The organism is Kitasatospora sp. HPM-01-4 (assembly GCF_051374625.1).
Classification (GTDB): Bacteria; Actinomycetota; Actinomycetes; order Streptomycetales; family Streptomycetaceae; genus Kitasatospora.
The window spans coordinates 163156-185719 of sequence record NZ_JBPQGP010000005.1; the positions used below are offsets into that span (position 1 = coordinate 163156).

General features: G+C 71.8%; 20 protein-coding genes. 8 read left to right on the forward strand and 12 right to left on the reverse strand.

Annotated features, from left to right (window positions below; all coding sequences use genetic code 11):
- Positions 1 to 362: 362 nt before the first annotated feature.
- Both ACSMTC_RS01240 and ACSMTC_RS01245 read right to left on the reverse strand, forming a co-directional pair.
- Positions 363 to 752 (reverse strand): nuclear transport factor 2 family protein, encoded by a 390-nt coding sequence (locus ACSMTC_RS01240; protein ID WP_436557734.1) that lies wholly within the window; start codon positions 750 to 752, stop codon positions 363 to 365.
- A gap of 98 nt (positions 753 to 850) precedes the next feature.
- Complete coding sequence (locus ACSMTC_RS01245) at positions 851 to 2050, reverse strand: MFS transporter (RefSeq protein ID WP_436564564.1); 1200 nt, start codon at positions 2048 to 2050, stop codon at positions 851 to 853.
- A 218-nt stretch (positions 2051 to 2268) separates the two neighbouring features.
- On the opposite strand from ACSMTC_RS01245, the gene ACSMTC_RS01250 reads away from it, so the two are divergent.
- From ACSMTC_RS01250 to ACSMTC_RS01265, 4 genes are all read left to right on the forward strand, one after another.
- A complete protein-coding gene (locus tag ACSMTC_RS01250; RefSeq protein ID WP_436557735.1) occupies positions 2269 to 2859 on the forward strand; it encodes a TetR/AcrR family transcriptional regulator in 591 nt (196 codons plus the stop codon).
- Positions 2860 to 3114: 255 nt separating this feature from the next.
- Positions 3115 to 3951 (forward strand): patatin-like phospholipase family protein, encoded by an 837-nt coding sequence (locus ACSMTC_RS01255; RefSeq protein WP_436557736.1) that lies wholly within the window; start codon positions 3115 to 3117, stop codon positions 3949 to 3951.
- Positions 3952 to 4307: 356 nt separating this feature from the next.
- The gene (locus ACSMTC_RS01260) at positions 4308 to 5492 is read left to right on the forward strand and encodes a macrolide family glycosyltransferase (RefSeq protein ID WP_436557737.1); all 1185 of its coding nucleotides are present in this window, start codon (positions 4308 to 4310) and stop codon (positions 5490 to 5492) included.
- A 395-nt stretch (positions 5493 to 5887) separates the two neighbouring features.
- A complete protein-coding gene (locus ACSMTC_RS01265; RefSeq protein ID WP_436557738.1) occupies positions 5888 to 8194 on the forward strand; it encodes an FdhF/YdeP family oxidoreductase in 2307 nt (768 codons plus the stop codon).
- A gap of 13 nt (positions 8195 to 8207) precedes the next feature.
- Here the strand turns inward: ACSMTC_RS01265 and ACSMTC_RS01270 are convergent, their stop codons facing one another.
- The 8 genes from ACSMTC_RS01270 to ACSMTC_RS01305 all read right to left on the reverse strand — a co-directional run bounded on the left by ACSMTC_RS01270 (position 8208) and on the right by ACSMTC_RS01305 (position 16863).
- The gene (locus ACSMTC_RS01270) at positions 8208 to 9956 is read right to left on the reverse strand and encodes an FUSC family protein (protein ID WP_436557739.1); all 1749 of its coding nucleotides are present in this window, start codon (positions 9954 to 9956) and stop codon (positions 8208 to 8210) included.
- Positions 9957 to 10210: 254 nt separating this feature from the next.
- Positions 10211 to 11776, reverse strand: coding sequence for an FAD-dependent monooxygenase (locus ACSMTC_RS01275; protein WP_436557740.1), 1566 nt, complete (start codon positions 11774 to 11776; stop codon positions 10211 to 10213).
- Positions 11777 to 11887: 111 nt separating this feature from the next.
- Complete coding sequence (locus tag ACSMTC_RS01280; RefSeq protein ID WP_436557741.1) at positions 11888 to 13000, reverse strand: amidinotransferase; 1113 nt, start codon at positions 12998 to 13000, stop codon at positions 11888 to 11890.
- Positions 13001 to 13251: 251 nt separating this feature from the next.
- The gene (locus tag ACSMTC_RS01285) at positions 13252 to 13905 is read right to left on the reverse strand and encodes an isochorismatase family protein (protein ID WP_436557742.1); all 654 of its coding nucleotides are present in this window, start codon (positions 13903 to 13905) and stop codon (positions 13252 to 13254) included.
- 103 nt (positions 13906 to 14008) lie between these two features.
- On the reverse strand, positions 14009 to 14599 hold the full coding sequence (locus tag ACSMTC_RS01290; protein ID WP_436557743.1) for a TetR/AcrR family transcriptional regulator: 591 nt from the start codon (positions 14597 to 14599) through the stop codon (positions 14009 to 14011).
- A 69-nt stretch (positions 14600 to 14668) separates the two neighbouring features.
- Positions 14669 to 15127, reverse strand: coding sequence for a hypothetical protein (locus tag ACSMTC_RS01295; RefSeq protein WP_436557744.1), 459 nt, complete (start codon positions 15125 to 15127; stop codon positions 14669 to 14671).
- Between the two features lie 2 nt (positions 15128 to 15129).
- Positions 15130 to 15429 (reverse strand): cupredoxin domain-containing protein, encoded by a 300-nt coding sequence (locus ACSMTC_RS01300; RefSeq protein WP_436557745.1) that lies wholly within the window; start codon positions 15427 to 15429, stop codon positions 15130 to 15132.
- Between the two features lie 501 nt (positions 15430 to 15930).
- The gene (locus ACSMTC_RS01305) at positions 15931 to 16863 is read right to left on the reverse strand and encodes an aminoglycoside phosphotransferase family protein (protein ID WP_436557746.1); all 933 of its coding nucleotides are present in this window, start codon (positions 16861 to 16863) and stop codon (positions 15931 to 15933) included.
- Between the two features lie 94 nt (positions 16864 to 16957).
- On the opposite strand from ACSMTC_RS01305, the gene ACSMTC_RS01310 reads away from it, so the two are divergent.
- The 3 genes from ACSMTC_RS01310 to ACSMTC_RS01320 all read left to right on the forward strand — a co-directional run bounded on the left by ACSMTC_RS01310 (position 16958) and on the right by ACSMTC_RS01320 (position 19323).
- Entirely contained in the window at positions 16958 to 17431 is a 474-nt protein-coding gene (locus ACSMTC_RS01310; RefSeq protein WP_436557747.1) for a hypothetical protein, read from the forward strand.
- 214 nt (positions 17432 to 17645) lie between these two features.
- Positions 17646 to 18323: a GAP family protein gene (locus ACSMTC_RS01315; RefSeq protein WP_436557748.1), complete on the forward strand. Its 678-nt coding sequence runs from the start codon at positions 17646 to 17648 to the stop codon at positions 18321 to 18323.
- Positions 18324 to 18447: 124 nt separating this feature from the next.
- Positions 18448 to 19323 carry an NAD-dependent protein deacetylase gene (locus ACSMTC_RS01320; protein WP_436557749.1) on the forward strand — a complete coding sequence of 292 codons (876 nt, stop codon included), beginning with the start codon at positions 18448 to 18450 and terminating at the stop codon, positions 19321 to 19323.
- 95 nt (positions 19324 to 19418) lie between these two features.
- Here the strand turns inward: ACSMTC_RS01320 and ACSMTC_RS01325 are convergent, their stop codons facing one another.
- The gene (locus ACSMTC_RS01325) at positions 19419 to 20594 is read right to left on the reverse strand and encodes a GDSL-type esterase/lipase family protein (RefSeq protein ID WP_436557750.1); all 1176 of its coding nucleotides are present in this window, start codon (positions 20592 to 20594) and stop codon (positions 19419 to 19421) included.
- Positions 20595 to 20683: 89 nt separating this feature from the next.
- On the reverse strand, positions 20684 to 21253 hold the full coding sequence (locus ACSMTC_RS01330) for a TetR/AcrR family transcriptional regulator (protein WP_436557751.1): 570 nt from the start codon (positions 21251 to 21253) through the stop codon (positions 20684 to 20686).
- Positions 21254 to 21530: 277 nt separating this feature from the next.
- Here ACSMTC_RS01330 and ACSMTC_RS01335 point away from each other — a divergent pair, with 277 nt between their 5' ends.
- On the forward strand, positions 21531 to 22286 hold the full coding sequence (locus ACSMTC_RS01335) for a dienelactone hydrolase family protein (protein WP_436557752.1): 756 nt from the start codon (positions 21531 to 21533) through the stop codon (positions 22284 to 22286).
- Positions 22287 to 22564 lie beyond the last annotated feature (278 nt).

Here is a 22564-nt window from a genome sequence, read left to right on the forward strand (position 1 = left end):
GTGGGGCGTCGGGTGCCCCCGAGGCGGTGACCCCGGCCGGCAGGGCGCCGCGCAGCCGGTGGGCGCGGGCGACTATGCCCGGTAGTGGACCCCTGGCCGGCTGTGGCCACCGTCACGGGCGATCTAAACCTATTCACCGCATTTCATCCGTTTTGGGCATCTGCGGAACCCGAAGGACCCCCGGTAAAAGGTGACCCAGGCCACCGGAAAGCGAGTGGCCCGGGTCACGAACAATGCTGTGGCGCAGACCACAAATAGCCATGTGACGCGGGACACGGAAAGCTCCGCCCGAGAACCGCCCCGCGCCTGCGGTCGGTGCCGCCGCACCCCGGGGTACGGCGGCACCTTTGCCCTTCGGGAGCTCAGCCGATGAGTTGGGCCTGGAAGACGGCCTGGTTGAAGAAGGCCTTGGCGTCCTTGATGAGACCCGCGTCGTCGAGTTCGTAGATGTTGATGCCGGACCAGTTGACCGGCGTGCCACTCGGAGTGACGGCGGCGCCACTCCAGGAAACGGCGACCTGGTTGCCGACTGTGTGCGCCTCGTGAGGGGTCAGCCCGAGGAAGGGCTGGAAGTTGGGCAGGACGGAGGCGATGAAGTCGCGGATCGCGGCGCGTCCGGTGATGGGCGGGGTCCCGACCGGGTCGTGGAAGACGCCGGTTTCGGCGAACGCCCCGGCCCAGGCATCGACATCACCTGCCTGGGAGGCGCGGAAGAACTGAAGTACTGCCGGGGGCATGGCCGGAAACGTCATGGGAGGTCCTTCGGGTCACGGAGAGGGAGGAGGGAAACGCAAGGCGCAGCAAGGGAGTTGGGCGGCCGGAGGTGCCCGCGTCGCGGCTCGGCCACCGTTCACCTCGCTGCCGCCCCGGGCCGGGGCGGCCACGGCTCGATCTGAGCGGCGGGGGGCTGGCGGCGCCTGCCGCCGCCGGTGAGGTGTACGGCGAGCGCGAGGGCGGCGGCGAACGCGAGGACCGCGCACACACCCGGCCAGCCGCGAAGGGCGTAGGCGCGGATACCCAGCCAGGACCCGGCGCTGCCGCCGAGGAACGAGCAGGTCATATAGGCGGTGTTCAGGCGGCTGCGGGCCTCGGGGCGCAACCGGAAGATGCGGGCCTGGTTGGCGACCTGGCTGCACTGCACCGCGACGTCGAGCAGCAGGAGCCCACCCGCCAGTGCCATCAGCCCCGCCGTGCCGCCCAGGGTGCCCGCGGTGAGCGCGGCCGCCGCGGCGAGGGTCCCGAGGATGCACCACAGATTGACCCGGTCCGCGCCGTGCCGGTCGACCCAGCGTCCTGCCGCCGGGGCACAGAACATGCTGGCCGCGCCGATCAGCGCCAGCGCGCCGACCGTCTGTCCGTTCATGCGGTAGAGCGGGCCGGTGATCAGCAGGGCGAGGGCGGTCCAGGCGGCGCTGAAGCCGCCGAACAGGGTGGCCTGGTACAGCGCGGAGCGTCGCAGCTCCGCCTGTGTGCGCAGCATCCGTGCGCTGGCGGCGAGCAGGGACACGTAGCGGTCGCGTACGGCCGGGGTGGTGGCGGGCAGAGCCTTGGCGAGGGCCAGGGAGAGCAGTGCGGTCAGCACGGCGGCGATCAGATAGGGAGCGCGCCAGCCGAGCTGTTCGCCGAGCACGCCGCCGAAGGTGCGGGCCAGCAGAATTCCGCCGATCAGACCGCCCTGGAGGGTCCCGATCACGCTGCCCTGCCGGCCGTCTGCGGCCAGGCCTGCCGCCATGGGCAGCAGTAGCTGCGGTACGACGGTGGTCACGCCGACCACCGTGCTCGCCGCGAGGAGCAGGCCGGTGGCCGGGGCGAGCCCTGCGGCCAGCAGGGCGAGGCTGGTCGCGGCGAGCAGCGCGGTGATCAGCGGGCGGCGCGGGAGCCGGTCGCCCAGCGGAACCAGCAGGAAGATCCCGGCGGCGTAGCCGAGTTGGGTCAGTGTCGCCACTTTCGCCGCCGCGTCCGGCGCGATGCCCAGGCCGTGGGCGATGAGCGGCGTGATGGCCTGCGGGAAGTAGACGTTGGCCACGCTGACGCCGCAGGCCAGCGCCATGACCAGCGGAAGCCGGCGGCCCGGCCCTGCCGGTGCGGACGGGGTGGCCGATGCGGGTGAGACGGGTGATGTGAGCAGGGTGGGAGAGGCGGGTGGGGCGGGCGGATCGTTCCGGGGCATCACAGCTCCAATCGAACGAACTAGATAGTTCGGATCGGGGAAGAGCGTTGCAGACCGCCCGGCGCTCGTCAAACGAACCAGTTCGTTACAATCCCTCCATGGCCTACGACTCGACGGCAACCAAAGAGCGGATCCTTGCGGCGGCGGCCGCCGAATTCGCCGCACACGGCGTCGCCGGCGCGCGTGTGGACCGCATCGCCGCCCAGGCCCAGGCCAACAAGCGCGCGATCTACGACTACTTCGGCGACAAGAACAAGCTCTTCGCAGCAGTCCTCGAACACCTCATGGCCGACCTCGCCCAGGCCGTCCCGCCCGGTAGCGACGACCTCCCCGCCTACGCCGAGCGGCTCTTCGACTACCACCGCGCCCACCCCGAGGCGCTGCGCCTGCTCCTGTGGGAGGCTCTCGAGCTCGGCGACCAGCCCGTCCCCGGAGAGGAGGCCCGCACCAGGCACTACGAGGAGAAGATCCAGGCCGCCGCCGATGCGACCGATGCCGCCGCGGACCAGGACGGCGACGCCCGGACCCGCCTGTTCCTCACCCTCGGCCTGGTCGGCTGGAGCCTTGCCATGCCCCAGCTGCGCCGCATGATCCTCGGCCCCGACCAGTCGCTGGACCGCCTCCGCCCCGCCATCGCACAGGCCGTACTCGCCATCTCCGCACCTCACACGCCGACTGACGGGAAGTAGCCGCCCGGCTTCGCCGCCACAGCCGGGCGCCGACACCCGTTCGTGCAAGCCGATGTGCCGGACCATGCCCTTGATCCGCATATGCGGGACCGCGTTACGACGACTTGACCCCGACACCGGTCTCAAGGTCTAACCTGCGAGGCGCGAGATACGAACAGGCAGTCCAGCAGGACGACTTCGACGTCTTCTCGGGAACGGCCCGGACACCGGGCCGGACATGGACGGCCCACAGGACCGACACACGGGAGAACGCTGGTGGCTCAGGAATCGACGGCCGTGGTGCTCGGAGGTGGCGGCCTCGCCGGGATCGGCTGGACCATCGGGGCGCTCGCCGCGCTCCAGGAGTGCGGGGTGCTCCGGCTGGACTCCGTCGGCCACGTGATCGGGACCTCCGCCGGTGCCGCCGTGGCGGCCGCCGTGCTCCAGGCCGGATCGGCGGGCGCCGAGTACGACAGGGCGGTGCGCAAGACCCGCCGCAACCGCGAACTCGCCCCAGCGGTAGCCCTGGCCGACGTGTTCCCGGACGTGATGGCCGTCCACGGCAGCGAGGACTCCGTGGCGGTGAAGACCGAGCGTCTCATCCGGCTGTCCCGGGAGCGATCCGGAGTCGATCCGTCCCTGCGCCGTGACGCGGTCGCCCGGCGGGTCGAGAGGGACTGCTGGCCCGACGGCCGGTTCGACATCACCGCCGTGCGCGCTGACGGCAGCAGGACCGTCTTCAGCCGCGGATCGGGGGTCGGCCTGGTGGACGCCCTCACCGCCAGCTGCGCCGTGCCCGGGCTGTGGCCGGTGGTCCGGATCGACGGCGAGGACTACATCGACGGTGGAACGTTCTCCCTCACCAACGCCGAACTCGCCCGTGACGCCGACCAGGTGATCGTGTTCCAGCCGATGCCGGAGCTTCCGGCGTACGCGAGCGCGGAGCGTCAGGAAGTCCTGGACCGCGCCGTGGTGATCGAGCCGTCCGAGCGGGCCCGTGTCGGATTCGGCTCCGATCCGTTCGACCCCGATGTGCGGGGCGTGGCCGCCGTACTCGGCTACGAGGACGGTCTCGCGGCGGTGGAGGCCGTGGCAGCGCTGACCGGAAGGTGAGCTCCGCGGGCGACGCATCGACGAGGGTGGCGGTGAAGCCGGGTCTCTGGAAGCACCCGGCCTTCCCGCCGGGACGGTCAGCCGGGCTTGACGACCGCATCTCGTCCGACCCAACCCGGCAGTCCCACCCGGGAGTTCACCCTCAGGTGCGATCGGACAGCGCACCACCGGCACCCCGGGCGGGTGACCTCGAGTCCACCGCGAGGGCCCGCCCTGGATGGGCCGCCGACCGATGTCGGCCCGGTCCGCGCCGCCATGGCAGGCGAGACGATACGTATTGTTTTGACAGGTGAGCTGACGGCGCGTCAGGCTGCCAGGTGCAGGATGCGTAACGACGTACGAGGAGAGGACCCGGTATGTCCCGCCCAGCACACATCGCCATGGTCAACGTCCCGGCGCACGGCCATGTCAACCCCAGCCTGGAGGTGATCCGGGAGTTGGTCGACCGCGGCCACCGGGTCAGCTACGTCAACGACCCGTCGTTCGCCGAGCAGATCGAGTCCACCGGCGCCCGGCTCGTGCCCTACGACACGACCCTGCCGTTCCTCAACGGCGCGGTCGACCCCGAGGCCGCGGCCAATGTGCACGGCATAATCCTGGAGGACGCGAAGGCGATGCTGCCCCGACTGCGGGAGGCCTTCCAGGACGACCGGCCCGACCTCGTCCTGTACGACTTCATGGCGTACGCGGGCCGGGTGATGGCCGACGGCTGGGGCGTGCCGTCCATGGCGATCTCGCCGTCCATGGTCACCTGGGACGGGTTCGAGAAGGACATGGCTGACCAGTTCCAGGTGGCGCGGGATTCCCTGGCGGCCGAGCGGTACCCGGAGCGGTTCGCTCAGTGGCTGGTCGAGAACGGGCTGGAGCCCCGCGACCCGTTCGCGTACATGCTGCACCCGGATCGCGGGGTCGCGCTCATCCCGAGGGCGCTCCAGCCCAGGATCGACCTGGTGGATCAGGAGGTCTTCTCCTTCGCCGGGCCCTGCCTCGGCCCGCGCGAGTACCAGGGCGGCTGGACCCGTCCGGAGGGCGCGGAGAAGGTGCTGCTGATCTCGCTCGGTTCGGCCTTCACCCACCAGCCCGGCTTCTACCGCGAGTGCCTGAAGGCCTTCGGCGACCTGCCCGGCTGGCACGTCGTTCTCCAGGTCGGCAAGGCGACCGACCTGGCCGGGTTGGGAGAGATCCCGGCCAATGTCGAGGTGCACCGCTGGGTGCCGCAGTTCGCCGTGCTCCAGCAGGCCGATGCCTTCGTGACCCACGCCGGGATGGGCGGATGCAGCGAGGGTCTGTACTGCGGGCTGCCGATGGTCGCGGTACCGCAGGCCGCCGACCAGTTCATCAACGCCGACCGGCTGGTCGAGCTGGGCGTCGGGCGCCGGCTGGACACCGCGGAGGCCACCGCCGAGGCGCTGCGCTCCGCCGTGCTGGAGCTGACCGGCGACCCGGCGGTGGCGGCCCGGCTGGCCGAGATCAGCCGCGAGGTGCGCGCGGGCGGCAGCTCGGCCAAGGCCGCCGACCTGATCGAGGCGGCACTGGCCTGATCATGCGGTCGTCGCCGCCCAGACCGCCGGGGCGGCGGCGACAGCCCGGTGCGAGAGGTACGGCCCGGCGCGAGAAGTGGGGCGCGGTCGTGCCCGCCGACCGGTTCGGCCGGGGCTCACCAGCCCCGGCCGGCTTGCCGGAGTCCCGTCGGCCGACTCCGGGGCGCAGCCGGAGCATCGTTCGGCCGACCGGGCCCACAGAAGTACATCGCACACGGATGACCGTGAAACCGCAGCCAGGAACGGCCACACCTCGGCACTCCGCACGGGATCCGTCAGTCGACCCGCTCTGCGCTACGAGCCGGGTGAGCCGCGTGGCGGGCATTGATCAACCGGCATAGCCTGACCGAAGTCTGATTTTCGGCCCACGTCGACGCGGCGGAAGGGTGAGGATCTTGAGTGCCTCCGATGGCGAGCGGCCGGAACTCCGGGTGGGCCCCGTCTCCACGGGCGAGCCGCAGTTCGACCCGTACCACCACCCCGCTGCGGGCTGGGGAGCGGCCAAGAGCGTCACCAACGTGCTGGTTCGCGAGGGCGCACTGGTCGACGGCCCGCGGGCCGTCATGAAGATGAACCACGAGAACACCGGCTTCGACTGCCCCGGGTGCGCCTGGCCCGACGACACCAAGGGCCTGAAGCTGGACATCTGTGAGAACGGCATCAAGCACGTCACCTGGGAGATGACCCGCAAGCGGGTCGGCCGCGAGTTCTTCGCGGCCCACACGGTGAGCGAACTGTCCGGGTGGAGCGACTTCGCGCTCGAGGACCAGGGCCGGCTGACCGAGCCGATGGTCTACGACCCGGGCACCGACCGCTACGTCCCGATCAGCTGGAAGGACGCCTTCGAACTGGTCGGCCGTACCCTGCGCGAGCTGGACGACCCGAACCAGGCCGCCTACTACACCTCCGGCCGGCTGGGCAACGAGGCGACCTTCCTGTACCAGCTGATGGCCCGTGAGCTGGGTACCAACAACCTGCCCGACTGCTCCAACATGTGCCACGAGGCCAGCGGCCGGGCCCTCCAGGCCTCCCTGGGCACCGGTAAGGGCACGGTGGACCTCAAGGACTGGGAGGCCACGGACGCGCTGTTCATCATCGGCGTCAACGTCGCCTCCAACGCGCCCCGCATGCTCACCTCGCTGGTCAAGGCCCAGCACCGCGGCGCGCAGATCGTGCACATCAACCCGATCGTCGAGGCCGCCGCCCGTCGTGCCATCGTGCCGCACGACTTCATGGACATGGCCCTCTTCAAGTCCACCCGGACCAGCACCCTCAACCTCCAGGTGCGCATCGGTGGCGACATGGCGCTCATCCGAGGCATCGCCAAGGCCGTCCTGGAGCAGTCGCACTCCGACCCCAAGGCGCTGGACGGCGAGTTCATCGAGCGTCACACCGCCGGCTTCGACGAGTACAAGGCCCTCTGCGAGGCCACCTCGTGGGAGGAGATCGAGCGCCAGTCCGCCATCTCCCGCGCGGACATCCTCAAGGCCGCCCGGATCTACCGCGACGCCGACCGGTCCATCTTCAGCTGGTGCCTGGGCGTCACCCAGCACGAGCAGGGCGTCAGCGCCGCCCGGGAGATCATCAACCTGCTGCTGCTCCGCGGCAACCTGGGCCGCGAGGGCGCGGGCCCCTCCCCGGTGCGCGGCCACAGCAACGTCCAGGGCAACCGCACCTGCGGCATCGACCACCGTCCCACCGAGGAGTTCCTGGACCGCCTCGCCGCGGTCTGCGGGATCGACCCGCCGCGCAAGCACGGCCTGGACACCGTCGGCACCCTCCAGGCGATGCACCGCGGCGACCTGAAGGTGTTCATCGGCATGGGCGGCAACTTCGCCCTCGCCGTACCCGACAGCCCGCACACCTACGAGGCACTGCGCGGGTGCGACCTCACCGTCCAGGTCAGCACCAAGCTGAACCGCAGCCACCTGGTGCACGGCAGGCAGGCGCTGATCCTGCCCTGTCTGGGCCGCACCGAGAAGGACCACCAGCGCGGCGGCCTCCAGAGCACCTCCGTCGAGGACTCGATGAGCATGGTGCACCTGTCGGTCGGCATGAAGAAGCCCGCCTCGCCGCACCTGCTCTCCGAGCCCGCCATCATCGCCGGCATGGCCCGTGCCGCGCTCCCCGGCAGTACGACCCCGTGGGAGTGGTACATCGAGGACTACGACCGCATCCGCGACACCATGGCCCGGGTCCTCGACGGCTTCGAGGACTTCAACCGCCGGGTGCGCCTGCCACTCGGCTTCCGCATCAAGCAGCCCGCCCGTGAACTGGTCTTCCTCACCCCGTCCGGGCGCGCGGAGTTCTCCCACGCCCCGCTTCCGGACGTCGTCCCGCAACCCGGCATGCTGGCGCTGGGCACCATGCGGTCCCACGACCAGTGGAACACCACGATCTACTCCGACAACGACCGCTACCGCGGCATCAGGAACCTGCGCGAACTCGTCTTCATGAACAGGGACGACATGCGCGAGCGCGGGATCGAGGAGTTCGCCCCGGTCGACATCACCGCCTTCGCCCGGGACGGGAGCACCCGTTCCCGCAACGGCTTCCTCGCGATCCCGTACGACATCCCGCGCGGAAACGCACTCGGCTACATGCCCGAGATGAACGTGCTGCTCGCGCTCTGCGACTACAGCACGGAGAGCGACCAGCCGATCATGAAGCACCTCAAGGTCACCATCACCGCCGCCACCTGATCGGCGGTCACCGTCATCGGCCGAGCCGGTCCAGCAGCAGGTACGCGCGCTGTTCCGCGGCCGCGAGCCTGGCGGGATCGATCCCCGCCGGCCACAACTCGCCCGCTGCGGCGTCGTCGGCCGCCCGCAGCTCCACCACCGCCGAGGCCAGGTCCGCCTGGACGGCCGGGAGCAGCTGCTCCGCACGGTCCTCCAGCGCCCGCTCCGCACGGGCGGTCGCCTCCAGGCATGCCGCCAGCGCCCGTTCCACCCGGACCGCGGCCCGGTCGTGGACCACCAGCAGTGCACAGAGCAACCCGATGGCGATGCCCAGAACGCTGCTCAGCGCCCGGTCCCGGATGAGCCGCTCGGCCGGAGCCGGCAGGGTCAGATCGGTGAGCAGCAGCGCCATCGGCGTGAGAAAGACCACGCCCAGGCCGTAGTTGCGGGCGACCATGTCCTCCAGCAGGAACTCCAGCGCCACGATCACGAGGACGAGCTCCGTGGGAGTCGGCTGGAGCTCCAGGACACCGAGGGCGATGGCCAGTCCGGCGACCGTGCCGAGGGTGCGCTGGACGGTACGGTGCGCCGTTGTCCGGATGTCGACCGAGTGCAGTACCGCGGCGGCCGAGATCGCGGCCCAGTAGGCGTGTCCGAGGTGCAGGGCCACGGCGAGGCCGCCCGCGACGCCGGTGCCGAGGACCATCCGCAGCGCGGGGACCAGAAGGACCGCCCGGCGGCTTTCGCGTCTGTGGTGCTTCCCCGTCAGCAGTTCGGCGGCGCGCAGTTCTGCGGCGCGCCGGGTGGCCGGACCGGCCGGGCGCGGCCCGGTCCCGGCGGCAAAGTCCACTCCCCCGGCCCGTGCCGCCGTCACCGGAGACGACAGCTGGGGCACGAGCGGAGGGTCCCGGCGGCGCCGGTCCGCCAGGAGCCTGGCCTGCCGGCGCAGGTACGGCGCCAGTGGTGCGAAGTCCTCGGCCGGCTGGCGCGCGGAGCCGATCAGCAGCGACCACGAGAGATCGGTCAGGTGCACGCACAGCCCGGTCCGGTCGTCCAGGCCGGCGGCCGTCGGCGGCGCGATGCCGAGGGACTGGTACGCCTGCAGGACGGCCGCGGTCGCCCGGGCCCGGGTGCGCCCGCCGGGGTGCCCGGTGCCGGTGCCCTCCAGCAGATCGGCGAGCTCGTGCAGGGCGGCGGCCACGGCGAGCCGCCGGGGATGGTCCGGGTGCACGAACCGGCCCGCCATGGCCAGGCCCCAGGCCAGGGCCGCGCCCGCCGCGGCCACCCCGGTCTGGGGAAGGATGTCGGCGGGGTCGGGCGAGCCGTTGGCCGCCACCGCGAAGGAGAAGAGCAGCAGCACCGCACCGAGCCCGCCAAGCCCCGCGGCGTCACAGGTGAACTTGGCCGTCCCCGCCACCACGGCCGTCGCCACGACCACCACGGCCGCGCCGGCGCCCCCCGCCCGTGGATCGGCTGCCACGGCCAGCGCGGAACCGCCGCCCACACACGCCGTCATCGCCAGCGCGACGACCGCGAGTACCCGGGCCCGGCGCGGGTAGGGCATGTTGCGCCCGAACGTGGTGGTGAAGGCGCCGAGCATGGCGTAGACGGCCAGATCGACCTTCCCGGCCAGCGCCAACGGCAGTGCCGGCAGTGCCATGGCCAGTGCGGCGCGGAGCGCGAACGGCGCCGCACCCTCGACCCTGTTCAGGGCGAGCGCACCTCGCGGGGAGAGCACGCGCGCCACGGCGGCCGCCGAGCGCCGCCAACCGCTCCCGGTCATGGCGGGAAGGCGAGGTCGCGAACTGGGCATATCGGGTGTATACCACCGGCTCCGGGCCGGGTCGTGGATCACCCGGAGCGTCGGCGGTGGTGACCAGGCCGTCGGCCTGCTGTTCGCGCTCCCACAGGGCGTGGGGCCGACCGTCCTGGCGGGTGATCAGTTCGGTCCAGCCGCCGCGTAGCGTGGAAATGGCGTCCGCCGTGGTGGCGGCCGGCATTTCACACCGGCTGTACCGTTCGGGTTCCTCCGCCGGATCAGCGGGGTGCCGAGCGGGTGATCGCGGTGAGGGCGTGCTGGAGGGCGGAGTCGCTCGGTGACCGGTCGCGCCAGCGGGCACCGATGTGGCCGTCGGGCCGGATGAGCAGTGCTCCGTGCGACTGGAGGCCGCAGAGCTCGGCGTGCGCCCCGGGAAGGGCCTCGATGTGCAGCGGCCATGCTGCGGTGGCCTGTTGCTCCCAGTGGGCGGGCTCCGGAGTGAGCAGGGTGAACCGTTCGCCGACGGCGTCGAGCGTGGAGCGGTCGTGTGTGAGCCAGAGGTGCGGCATGCGGCGGCCCGGCTCTGCCGTGGGAACGTAGTCCGTACCGTCGGACGGCTCCGGTGGGGTGCCGTGGTCGGCGAGGACGGCGTCGGAGCGGTAGGTAACCCCCAGCACGAGACCGAGTTGGGCGAAGTACCGTTCCGACCACGGCAGTTCGATCCGGGCCGACGCCGCCTCGCCGCTCCGGGGCCGGCCGCGGCGCCGGTTCTGTACCTGCAGCATGAGTCGCGCGTTGGCCACCGCCTGGCCGAGAGTCCGGTGGGCGACGGGTCGTCGTTCCGACTCATAGGTGTCCAACAGGGCCGATCCGGCCCACCCTTGGAGAACACCGGCCAGTTTCCAGCACAGGTTGTGCACATCGGCGATGCCGGCGTTCATGCCCAGGCCGCCGACGATGGGGATCGCGTGTGCGGCATCGCCCGCCAGCAGGATCCGGCCGCGGCGGAAGCGTTCGGCGACGAACGCGTTCATCACCCAGTGCTGAACCCGCACCACTTCGACCTGCGGGCCGCCACCGGGGCCGAGGGCGTGCGAGACGAGGCCGGGCCAGTCGGCGCCCGCGGCGTCTTCGGGTGTGGGAACGAACCAGGCCCAGCCTCCTTCGGGGTAGAGCGGGGCGAACAGCCCGTGCGCGGTGAAGTAGACCCCGGCGGGCCGGTGAGCGCACCAGCGGTCGAGGTCGGCGTCGAACACGACGGTGGTGAAGCCCCCCATCGCCCCGGGACCGGCGGTGTCGATTCCCAGCCGCTGCCGGACGGTGGAGTCGGCGCCGTCGGCCGCGAGTACGTAACGGGCACGGACCCGGCTCTCCTCGCCGCGCCGGTGGTCGACGAGCAGGGCCGCGACGCTCTCGGGTCCTTCGGCCAGGCCGATGAGCTCGACTCCGAAGCGCACCTGTGCGTCCGCCGCGGAGAGCAGGGTGGGTTCAAGCCGGTCCTGCGAGGTGACCGCACCGGTCACGGGGCTCTCGGGTACCGGCGCGTTGACCCCGACCATCGCCGCTGTGGCGAAGTCGCGGTCCCGCATGGTGTCGCGGAAGCGGATGCGGCCGTACTCCGGGGCGAACGCCCGGGCCCTGACCCTGGCAGCGATCCCGAGCTGGCGGAAGATCTCCATCGAGCGCACGTTGACCAGCCGGGACCGGGGAAAAGGTGACAGCTCGCGGTGCTTCTCGACCAGCAGTGTCCGCACGCCCCAGCGTTCCAGCAGCGCTCGGGCGGTGAGCCCGACCGGCCCGCCACCGACGATCAGTACCGCCACCTCCGCGTCTGCTGCGGGCATGTCGGGCTCCTCCCGCTCCCCCGTGCCTGTCGGGGCACCCGGGGACCCTTCCTGGCAGCCCCGGCCAGGACACCGTGTCAGGACCTCCGCTACCGGCGGTCGGTGGACCGGTCAGTGGAAATACGATTCCAGCACGCCGCGACGCCGGATATCGAGCGTCGCACAGTGGAACGAGCCACCGAACGGCGCGTAGTGCAGCAGGTCGCACGGGATCGGCTCGAACCCCCATTTTTCGAGCGCGCGCAGCATGCCGGTGTGGTGCCGCTCCGCGATCACCCGTTTTTCGTCGACCATGAGGATGTTCATGCTGAGCCACTTGCCGCACATCGAGGTGATCCTGAGCAGGCGGTCGTCGATCGGGTCGGGCTCGGGGGCGATCAGGATGTCCCAGGAGCCCAGGATCTCGGGCAGGCGGTCGATGTCGACGTATTCGGGATTGACCAGCACCCTGCCGGGCGAGAGCGGAAGGAACGTCGTGTCGATGTGCATGGGCGTGCGGCAGCGGCTCTCGATCTCGTGGATTCGGTAGCCGGGTCCGAGATGGCGGCGCAGCCAGTCGATGCCCATCCGGTTGGTGACATTGCTCCGCGTGACGAAGAGGTCGCGTCCCGCGCGTACGAAATCCGCTGCGTCGAACACCGGCTCGAACTCGGTGAGGATGTAGCGCATGGGCTCGCCGGCCTCGGGGGCGCGGAAATCCGCCTCGAACAGTGCGTCGGTCAGCTGCGGTCTCGGCGCCGCCGTCCAGCGCGCACCGCGCCGGAAGTAGTCCTTGAGGATCTCACGGTAGGAATGGGTCTCGAAATACCTGCACGGCCATGCCATCGGCGTCTCGATGATCTCGTCGCCGACCACGAGCATGCTGTCGCGCGGGCAGGTGCTGCAGAAGCCACGTGACGACCAGTCAGGGGCACCGAAGCGCTTCCCGTGGTCCACCTCGCCCGGGCGCGTCACCGTGATGCCGAGGGACTGCAGGAGAGTGACGAACTGATCGAGCTCGTGCTGCGCCCGCTCGATCATCATGCGCGGATACCGGTAGCCGGCGGCGAGCCGCTGCAGCCGCGCCGCCCACGGGGGGATGTTGCAGGCCACGACCGGATGGCTGGAGGGGATCCTCGCGCCGTCGAGACGCCCGACGACGATCTCCTCCAGCGGGTCCCACTCGTTGTGCGAACTGACCGGCGAAACGGGGGATTTCGCGGTCGTGACCGGCGGCGTCGGCATCACGGGTGGTCCTCAGCCCGCACAGGGGCATCGTCGTCCACCACCGCCGCCGGAATTCCGGGTCTCTCCACTGCCGACATGCCCAATCGCTTTCGGTCGCAGAAATGAGTAACTCACTGTACCCAGACATGCACTCAGGGTGGCGAGGCGGGGCCGTTCACGCCCCTCGCCGGATGCCGGGGCGGCACCCGGCCGGCTCATGCGGTACGTCAGCGCCGATATGAGGACGGGGGTGGGTGCCCGATCTCCCGTCAGCCGGCCGGTGAGGCGGCGATTCGACCGGGGCACGCGGCGGCGAACTCCGCCGCGTCGAGCTCGTCGCCGAAGTGGTGGATGACGTGCTCGCGGACGTGTTCCTGCTGGACACGGGTGAAGGCCGCGCAGGCGTCGTGGATCACATGGGCGGCGTAGCCGCGGTCGTGGGCCTCGCGCAGCGTGGACTCGACGCACACATGGGTGGCGAAGCCGGCCAGGTACAGGTCGGTGACGCCGAGGCGGCGCAGGATCAGGTCGAAGTCGGAGGAGCCCGCGAAGGCGCTGGCGCCGGCCCGGCCACGCACGACCGGCTCCCCGGGGGCGGGCCGGAAGGCCTCGGCGAACCGGACGCCCTCACTGCCCTCGATCCAGGTGCCCGCCTTCGGGATCGCGGCCCGCAGGCCGAGCCGGGCCGGGGTCCAGCTCTCCAGCTCCGGCGCGCCGGGTGTGAGCACGAGCGGGACGTGCACGACGGGGACTCCGTGCGCCCGCGCGGCGTTCAGCGCGGTGGCGGCGGCGTGGACGGCGGTGTCGAGCAGGTCGCGGTCCTCGACGAGGTGGTTGAGGCGGCCATGCTCGGGGTCGAGCCACTCTCGCTGGAACTCGATCAGAACGAGGGCGGCGTTCGGGTGTGCGGGGGTGACGGTCATGGACGGCCTCCTTGGCCGGAGCAATTCCAACTGACGAGTTGGACTCTATCGCGCGTCGGCGAGATCTCCAACCAGTCAGTTGGAGATCTCGCCGGAGAGGCGGTCAGAGTGCGAGCCGGCGCGCCATCTCCACCACGGCGGCACGCCGCGCCACCGGATCCTCATCGGCCGTTCCACCGAGGATCATGCGGGCCAGCTGTGGCACGGCGAACTGCCAGCCGGCGAGGGCCACGATGGCGTAGAGCAGTTCCCTCGGCGCCAGCGGCGCCCCGGCGGCCGCCTGTCGGGCCCGGGAGACGGCGGCGACCTTCTCCTCGTAGTAGGCGGCGCGCCGCTCCTCTCCCGCGACCGGACCGGCGGCCTCACCGTGCAAGGCCTCCCACTGCAGCAGCCGCAGCAGGTGCGGATGGGCGAGGTGGTAGTCGAAGACCCGGCCCGCGTACTCGGGGAGGTCCACCGGCCCGCCGTCCGGCCCCTCCAATGGCACAGCGGCGGCGAGCTGCTCCAGCTCTCGTTGGACCACCGTCTCGAACAGGCTTCGCTTGCCGCCGAAGTAGGGGTAGATGCGTTCCTTGTTCACCCCTGCCGCGGCCGCGATGCGGTCCACCCGCGCACCCTCGGGCCCGTGCGCGGCGAACTCGTCCACGGCTGCGTCGAGCAGCAGTCTCTTGGTCTTAGCGGTGTCCCATGCCATGCGCTCAGCATAGGAGGATGCCAACTGGCCGGTTGGACCTGGCGCCCCGGCCCCGCCGAGGGGCCGGCCTCAGCCTCGTACTCGCCGCGGCGGGCCGGCGATCCGGAATCCGGCGCACGAGGCCGCGGCGGCGACGGCTACCGCGACCGCGGAGGCGATCTTCTCCGGGAACCAGGTCGGCTCGTACATGTCCGGCAGCGGACCGATCGCGCCCACGTCCACGTACCGGTAGAGCAGCACGGCGCCGAGAGCGCTGATGGACACCAGGAAGGTGAACGCCCACACCGGCCGCCGCCGGCCGAGGAGCAGCACGAGGAGCGCCGCCAGTGACGCCGCGGCGGCTTCGATGCGGAACAGCGTGCCCTGGCTGATCTGCTGCCCGACGGGGTCGTAGGCGGGGGCGAGGTCGGCGTGGATGTACGCGTCCACGGCCAGCGCCGCGGCGGTCACCACCTGGAGCAGTCGCAGGGTGGCGATCCGCGCGCCGGAGGCGGTGCGGCGCGGGCGGCCGCCGGAACGGGTAGTCACGGCTACCGCCCGGAGGTGCTCGCCGTGGCGCCGTTGGAGGCCGGGGCTGCCGCACCGCCCCCGCCGACCTTCAGGTGGGTGTCCATGCCGAGCGCCCGGTGGTCGTCGATGGGACACCACAGATCGTAGGTGCCCGTCTGGAGCGTGACGGTGAGCTGCGCCCGGCCGCCGGGAGAGATGGTCGGAGTGTGCGCGGCGGAGACGCCGGGCCCGGAGACGGCCAGCGAGTGTGCCACGGCCCCGGCGTTCTCCACGAGGAGCGTGTACGTACCTGGTGCCACCTCGGTCTTCGAAGGGGCCACCGAGAACTCCTTCTCCGTCACGGTGATCGTCGCGGCCGCCGGCGTGCTCGCACCCGGACTCCCGCTCGCGCCCGGACTCTTGCTCGCGCCCGGGCTCCCGCTCGCGCCAGGACTCTTGCCCGGAGCCGGGGCCGAGCCGCCGGAGCACGAGGTGGCGGCGGTCAGCGCCACGACCGCCAGGAGCACCGTCCTGCCGAGTGTCAGGCCCGTGGCCCGGCACCGCCGATGTGTCCTGACACTGCTCGTACTCCGGTGCCCCTCGGGTGCGCTGCGCACGGAGGATCCGATACGGTCCACGGCCATGTTCCCGCCTCTCTTCCGGAACGAGACTGGCGTAGATGTCCGGCTGTCCGGGCGACGACACTCTCCGGGCGCGGGTCATCCACCCGGTCAGATCAGGACTGCCGACGGGCGAGCCGCCGCGGTGGCACGGAAAGCGCCACCACGCCGATCGGACGGGACCTCCGGACCGGCCCCCCGTGAACCGCCGACCCGTACGGCCTAACGGCCTTCCGTGAGCAACTCCGCCAGCCGGTCCGCGAATTCGATGATCCAGTCCAGCCGTGGCCCGCTGCGGGCCACGCGGAATCCATGCCGGCGGCCCCAGAACGCGGCCTGGACGGCATGGAACTGGGCCCAACGCCTGACGCGTTCCCGATCGACCTCCGCGGCCTCGGCGAACACGTCCAGAGCACGGTGGACGGCCCTGCACAGGTCGTCCGCTTCCAGCAGCGTCAGCGCGCGCGACTTGAGCAGCGTGCCGCCGTCGTAGGCGGGGTCCCCCGCATACCCCTTGGGGTCGACGGCCAGCCATGGTTCGCGGTCGGCACGCAGGATGTTCCTGGCGTGGAGGTCGCCATGGACCAGGGTGTCCGGCTGGACGCGCCCCAGCTCGCGGACGGTCACCACGGCGGTGTCCACCACGCGAGGCGACAGCGGGTGTGCCAGCTCATCGGCGTCCTTGCGCAGCCGCTCCTCCCAGTCGTCGGCCCGCTCCCGCAGCCGGGGAAGGCCGGGCGGCGCGGGGACGGCCAGCCGGCGACTGATCCGACCCGCGACCCTCACCACCTCGTCGCCGTCCTCGACCTCCGCCAGGGTCGACGTCCGGACCCGCTCCAGCAGCATCGCGAAACGCTCGTCGTCCCGCTCGTGCAGCAGAACGGCTCCTCTCCCGCCCCACGCCGCGAACGCGTCCGGTTCATGGACGTTGCCGGGATGCGGAAACGACACCTTCAGTACGGCGGCCCCTCCGACCCGCCGCCGTACGGGGACGATGACCCCGACACCGCCGTGCATGACCTCGCCGTCCGGCAGACACGCCCAGCGCTCCAGCAACTCGTCCACGATGGTGGGCAGTTCCGCGAGCCATGCCGCCCCGGGTGCCCCTTCACGCCGGACGGTGCTCCGCGCGAACTCCGTTGGAATCCCGATCATTCGGGCACCCTACCCTCCGGCCCGGGCACATCCGCGAACCGCCGACCGGACACCAAGGATCCGGCCGGCGCGGGCAGTTGACTACAGTGGCGAGGTGATCCTCCTACTGATGATCCTGGCCGGGGGGATCGTCGCCATCGGGCTCGCCTGCTTCGGCTTGGCCGCCCTGGCCCGGCCCCGCCCCGGGCGTACCGGCACGGGCAGGTCCTCCCGCGGCCTGGCCGCCCTCGCGGGAGCCGCCGCCGTCGCCATGTACGTGTGGGGCGCGCTCCACATCGTCGGTGCGCTCATCGAGGCCGAGAGCGGTGGCGCGGACTCGAGCCCGGCTCCGGCATGCGTCAGGGCCGGAGGGGTCGGGAACGCGGCCCACGTCGACGGATACCGCATCGACTACCTGCCCGTCCGCTTCGTCTGCCACCTGGAGAAGGGCGGCGGCAGCTTCACCGCCGACAGCGCGCCCCGCTATGTCGCCCCGGCGGTCCTCGGGCTGGGGCTGACGGCGGTGGCCCTCCCCATCCTCACCGCGTTCGCATCGGAGTGCCGCCTCAGAAGGAAGGAGTCGGCCTGACCGGCGCCGGGCACAGCCGCGGCCGCCATGACGTTCGACTCGCAGCGCTCACCCTGGGTGCGACGTCCCGGCGGACCGGGTGGGAACCTGCCGGCGCCGGCCGACGATGACCCGTTTGGGCGGCCAGGCGAGAGGTGCCGGAAGGGTGGCGGCTCGGTACCGTCCAGGAGGGACGTCCCGGAGCGGCCGGACGTGCGTGGCGGAAGGGCGGGCGGTGCTCATCCAGGCGATCGGGGCCGTGCTGCCGCCCGCGCTTGCGGTTGCGCTCAGCCCCTTCCCACTGATCGGCGTCGTGCTGATCCTGGCCGGCCGGCACGGCGGCCGAAACGGCCTGCTCTTCTCGGTCGGCTGGATCCTCGGGCTCACGGTCGTGGCCACCGTCGTCGTGGTGGCGTTCGGTGGAGCCGCCGACCCCGACAGCACGTCGTCGGCGATCGCTGACTGGGGGCGGGTGTTCGCCGGGGCCGGGCTCATCGTCCTGGGCGCGCGCAAGTGGTGGCTGCGTCCGCGGTCGGGTGACGAGGTCAGGACGCCCCGGTGGGCGGCGTCACTGGAGAACGCGACCGCGGGGCGGGCGCTGCTCCTCGGTGCGCTGCTGTCGGGCGCCAACCCGAAGAACTTCGTCCTGACCGCGTCGGCTGCCGCATCGATCGCGGAAGCGCGCGAGCACGGCGTGGGGACCGTGGAGGCCGTGCTGGTGTTCGTGCTCCTCGGCTCCGGCACCGTCCTGGGCGCCGTCCTCCTCCACGCCGTGGGCGGAGCGCGTGCGGCGTCATTCCTGGACGGTGTACGGCGGTTCATGGTGGCCAACAGCGCCGTGATCGTGGTGGTCGTACTTCTCGTCCTGGGCGCCAATGTCCTGGGCAACGGGCTTGCCGGACTCGGCCGTTGAGTGGACGTGGGGGACGTCGGACACCTGCCGGGGCCGGACCGTCCGGCATCACCCCGTCCCCTGGTCCGAGACGCCGGACTCCGTGACCGGTGGGCCCTGTCGGGTATGGCGCTACGCTGGCGGCATGAGTGTGACCGCAACGCTCGACGGTGCCGACACCGCAGGCCTGGAGACGCTCGTACGGCTGCTGGCCGGGCGGGGCGTGGTGGTGCTGAGCGGCGCTGGACTCTCCACGGAGTCGGGCATTCCCGACTACCGGGGTGCCACCGGCAGCCGACGCCGCCACACGCCGATGACGTACCAGGAGTTCACGGGCAGCGAGGCGGCCCGCCGCCGGTACTGGGCGCGCAGCCACGCCGGCTGGCACACGATCGCCCGGGCCGAGCCCAACACCGGGCACCGCGTGGTCGAGCAACTGCGCCGCTCGGGCCATGTGTCGGCGGTGATCACCCAGAACGTGGACGGTCTGCACCGCGCGGCCGGCACCCGCGGGGCGGTGGAACTGCACGGCGGGCTCGACCGGGTGGTCTGCCTCGGGTGCCGGCGCAGCAGTACGCGCGATGAACTCGACCGGCGTCTGGAGGAGTTGAACGGCGGCTTCCGGGACGCCGGAGCCGTCCTGCGCCCGGACGGCGACGCGGAGCTGCCGCCGGGGCTGGTGGACGCCTTCCGGGTCGCGCCGTGCCGGGCGTGCGGCGGTGTCCTCAAGCCCGACGTGGTGTTCTTCGGCGAGAGCGTGCCCAAACCCCGGGTCGAGCGCTGTTACCGACTGGTCGACGCCGGGCGGGCGCTGGTGGTCCTCGGCTCGTCCCTGACCGTCATGTCGGGCCTGCGCTTCGTACGCCATGCCGCCCGCGCGGGCACGCCCGTGGCGATAGTGAACCAGGGCGCGACCCGCGGGGACGGCCTGGCCTCGACCAGGATCAGCCTGCCCCTGGGCGCCGCGCTGAGCGAGGTGGCCCGGCGGGTCGGGGAGGTGGGCGTGCCGCCCCTGTCCTGACCGGCCGCATCCACGCCGCCGGGGCCCGGGTCCGTCGCGGAGCCCGGTGCCGGCACGACCGCGTCGCGGTGCGCCCCCGCGCGTCCGCCGCCCGGTCAGCCGGTCTCGGCGGCGAAGGGGCCGCCGGCGCCGAACGCGATTCGCGCGAAGTTCCCGCCGATACGGCGGTGTCCCGCGGGGTCGGGGTGGACCTCGTCGGGCAGCGGCAGTTCGGCGTAGTCCCGCTCGCCGTAGAGCTCACGGCCGTCGAGGTAGTGCAGGTTCGGATCGTCGGTCGCGCGCTGTTCGACGATCCGGGCGAGTGCGTCGCGGATGACGGTGAGCGTCAGCCGCCCGGCGGCGCGTTCGGCCGGGTCGCCCGTCGCCTTGAACCGCAAGGTCCCCCCGCCGAAGTCGGCCATGAGGGGGCCGGGGGTGTCCTCCTGGACCGGGCACAGGAGGGCCGACACCACCAGCAGCGGCGTGGTCGGATGTCCCTCGCGGATGGTGTCGAGGAAGCCGTGGACCGCGGGGACGAAGGCGCGCAGGCGCATCGCGTCGGTGTTGACGACATTGATGCCGATCTTCAGGCTGATCAGGTCCGCGGGGGTGTCCCGCATCGCGCGGGCGGTGAACGGGTCGAGCAGCGCGCTGCCGCCGAACCCCAGGTTGACCAGGGCCACTCCGCCCTGGGCGGCGGCCAGGGCCGGCCAGCCGGAGGTCGGGCTGGCGGCGTTCGAGCCGTGGCTGATGGAACTGCCGTGGTGCAGCCACACCCTGCGTCCGCCGGCCGCCGCCGGCTCGACCGGGGCGTCGGTGCGCAGGGCGATCAGCTCGGTGATCTCCGTGTGGGGGAGCCAGATCTCGACGTCCTTGTCACGCCCGGGCAGACCGGTGAAGCAGGCGGTGCCGGGAGGCCCTTCGCGCAGTTCGACGGACTGGGTGGTCATGTCGATCACACGGACGTTCCCGCCGGTCACCGTGGACTGGGCCGCGAGACGGCCGTCGACCAGCAGGTCGTACACGCCGTCCGGCTGGGCCGGGAGCCCCCGGTAGAGCCTCTTCGTGGGCAGCGTGTCCAGTTCGACGGTGGTGGCCTGGGTACGGAAGGCCAACCGCACGCCGGACGGCTGGGCCTCGGCCACCGCCAGTTGGTCGTCGGGGATCTGCCGACGGGCCCAGGCGGGCAGCCGGTGCGGCAGCAGACCGTGCGCGGTGCGTTCCACGTCCAGGGCGCCGCGCAGGATGTCCTCGGTGATGGGTGTGGTGATCCGGTGGTGCTCGGTGTTCATCGCCTCAGCCTGTCGGTCGGATCTTGCGGTCTGTTCGGATGCGCCGGTGCGCGGCGCGGCGGGCCGCCGATGGCGGTGCGGCCCGATGGTCAGGGTGTGGCCCGGTTCCGCAGCAGGGCGTCGAGGGAGTCCACGATCCAGGACCAGGACTCCTGCGGATCGACGGCGGTGTGGCTGAAGCCTCCGCCCATTTCCAGGCTGACGTAGCCGTGGAAGACGCTGCCCAGCATCCGGACCGCGTGCGTCTGGTCCGGCTCCGCCAGGTCGTAGCCGCGCAGGATCGCCCGCGTCATCTGTGCGTGCCTGACTCCGGCGCTGGCAGCCGCGGTCTCGGGGTCGAGCCTGAGCCGGGCGGCGGCGTAGCGGCCCGGGTGCTCCCGGGCGTAGTCGCGGTAGGCGTCCGCGAAGGCGGCCAGGGCGTCCTTGCCGGCCCGCCCGGCCAGAGCAACGGCGACCCGGTCGGCGAGCTCCTCCAGCGCGAACAGGGCGATCCTGGTCTTGAGGTCCTGGGAGTTCTTCAGGTGCGAGTACAGACTCGCGACCTTGACGTCGAACCGCCGGGCGAGCGCCGAGACGGTCACCTGATCGAAGCCGACCTCGTCGGCCAGTTCCGCCCCCGCCCTGGTCAGGCGTTCCGTGGTCAGCCCTGCTCGAACCATAACGTTTCTCCCATCCGGCGACAGTCATTATGCATTTGCCTAAAATCTTTAGGCAACGGACATACGGCCGACCGGCCTCCGAGCCGGACGTCCGCCCGGCCGCGCCCGCCCTGAGCCAGGCCGGAACGTTCCGTCGACCCTCGTGGTGTGAGGGCATCGAGTTCAACCGTCTGGCGGAGCGTCAAAAAGATGACATGCTGATCCCGACCGCTCAGGACACGAAGGCCCTGCCCTCGACATCGGGCAGGGCCGGAGGCAGAAGGAGCAACACCCGCTCATGACGCTGGTACGCACGACCTCCCTGGACCTGCCGACCAGGGACGGCCTGGCCGACGCCTACCTGGCCCACCCGGACGACAACACCCCGCACCCCGGAGTCCTGCTCTACATGGACGCCTTCGGCCTGCGCCCACGGCTGAAGGAGATGGCCGAGCGCATCGCCTCCGCCGGCTACACCGTTCTGGTCCCGAACGTCTTCTACCGGCACGGACGCGCGCCGGTGATCGACCTGCCGGAGTTCATCGACGTCTCCGAGCGGCCGGAGCTCTTCGGGGCCCTCGGCCCGATCCTCAGCTCGCTCACCCCGGAACTGGCGATGTCCGACGCCAAGGCCTACCTCGACTGGCTGGCCGACTCCCCGCTGGTCGCGGACGGGCCGGTGGGCCTCACCGGCTACTGCCTGGGCGCCGGGCTGGCGCTGCGGACCGCCGGCACCTTCCCGGAGCGGGTCGCCGCCGCGGCCGGCTTCCACGGCGGCCGCCTGGCCACCGAGGCCCCGGACAGCCCGCACCTGCTGGCCGACCGGATCACCGCCGAGCTGTACTTCGGGCACGCCGACCACGACCACGCCCTCCCGCCCGAGCAGATCGCCGGCCTCGACAAGGCCCTGGACGCCGCCGGTGTCCGCTACCGCAGTGAGGTGTACGAGGACGCCGAGCACGGCTTCACCCAGGCGGACACCGCCGCGTTCAACGCCGAAGCGGAGCAGCGCCACTGGCGCGAGCTGCTCGCCCTGCTCGACCGCGCGCTCTGACGCGGCCCGCCGCAGGCCGCCGCGGACGGTGATCCCGGCGCGTCCGAGGCGGATAGCCGACCGCGGCCGGGCGGCCGTCACGGTCACCCGGCCGCGGACTCGGCGGCGCATCGCGAAGCGCGCCGTGGAAGCACGGCCGTCGCCGACCGGCCCCCGATGCGGCTGAACGTGCCTCAACTATGCTGTGATATAGGACGCTTCTGGCGATTCGTCGACTTTCTCCCCCTAATCGGCGCTCTTCGCCCGCCGACGCGGGCCGTTCTGCCGACATCGGATCA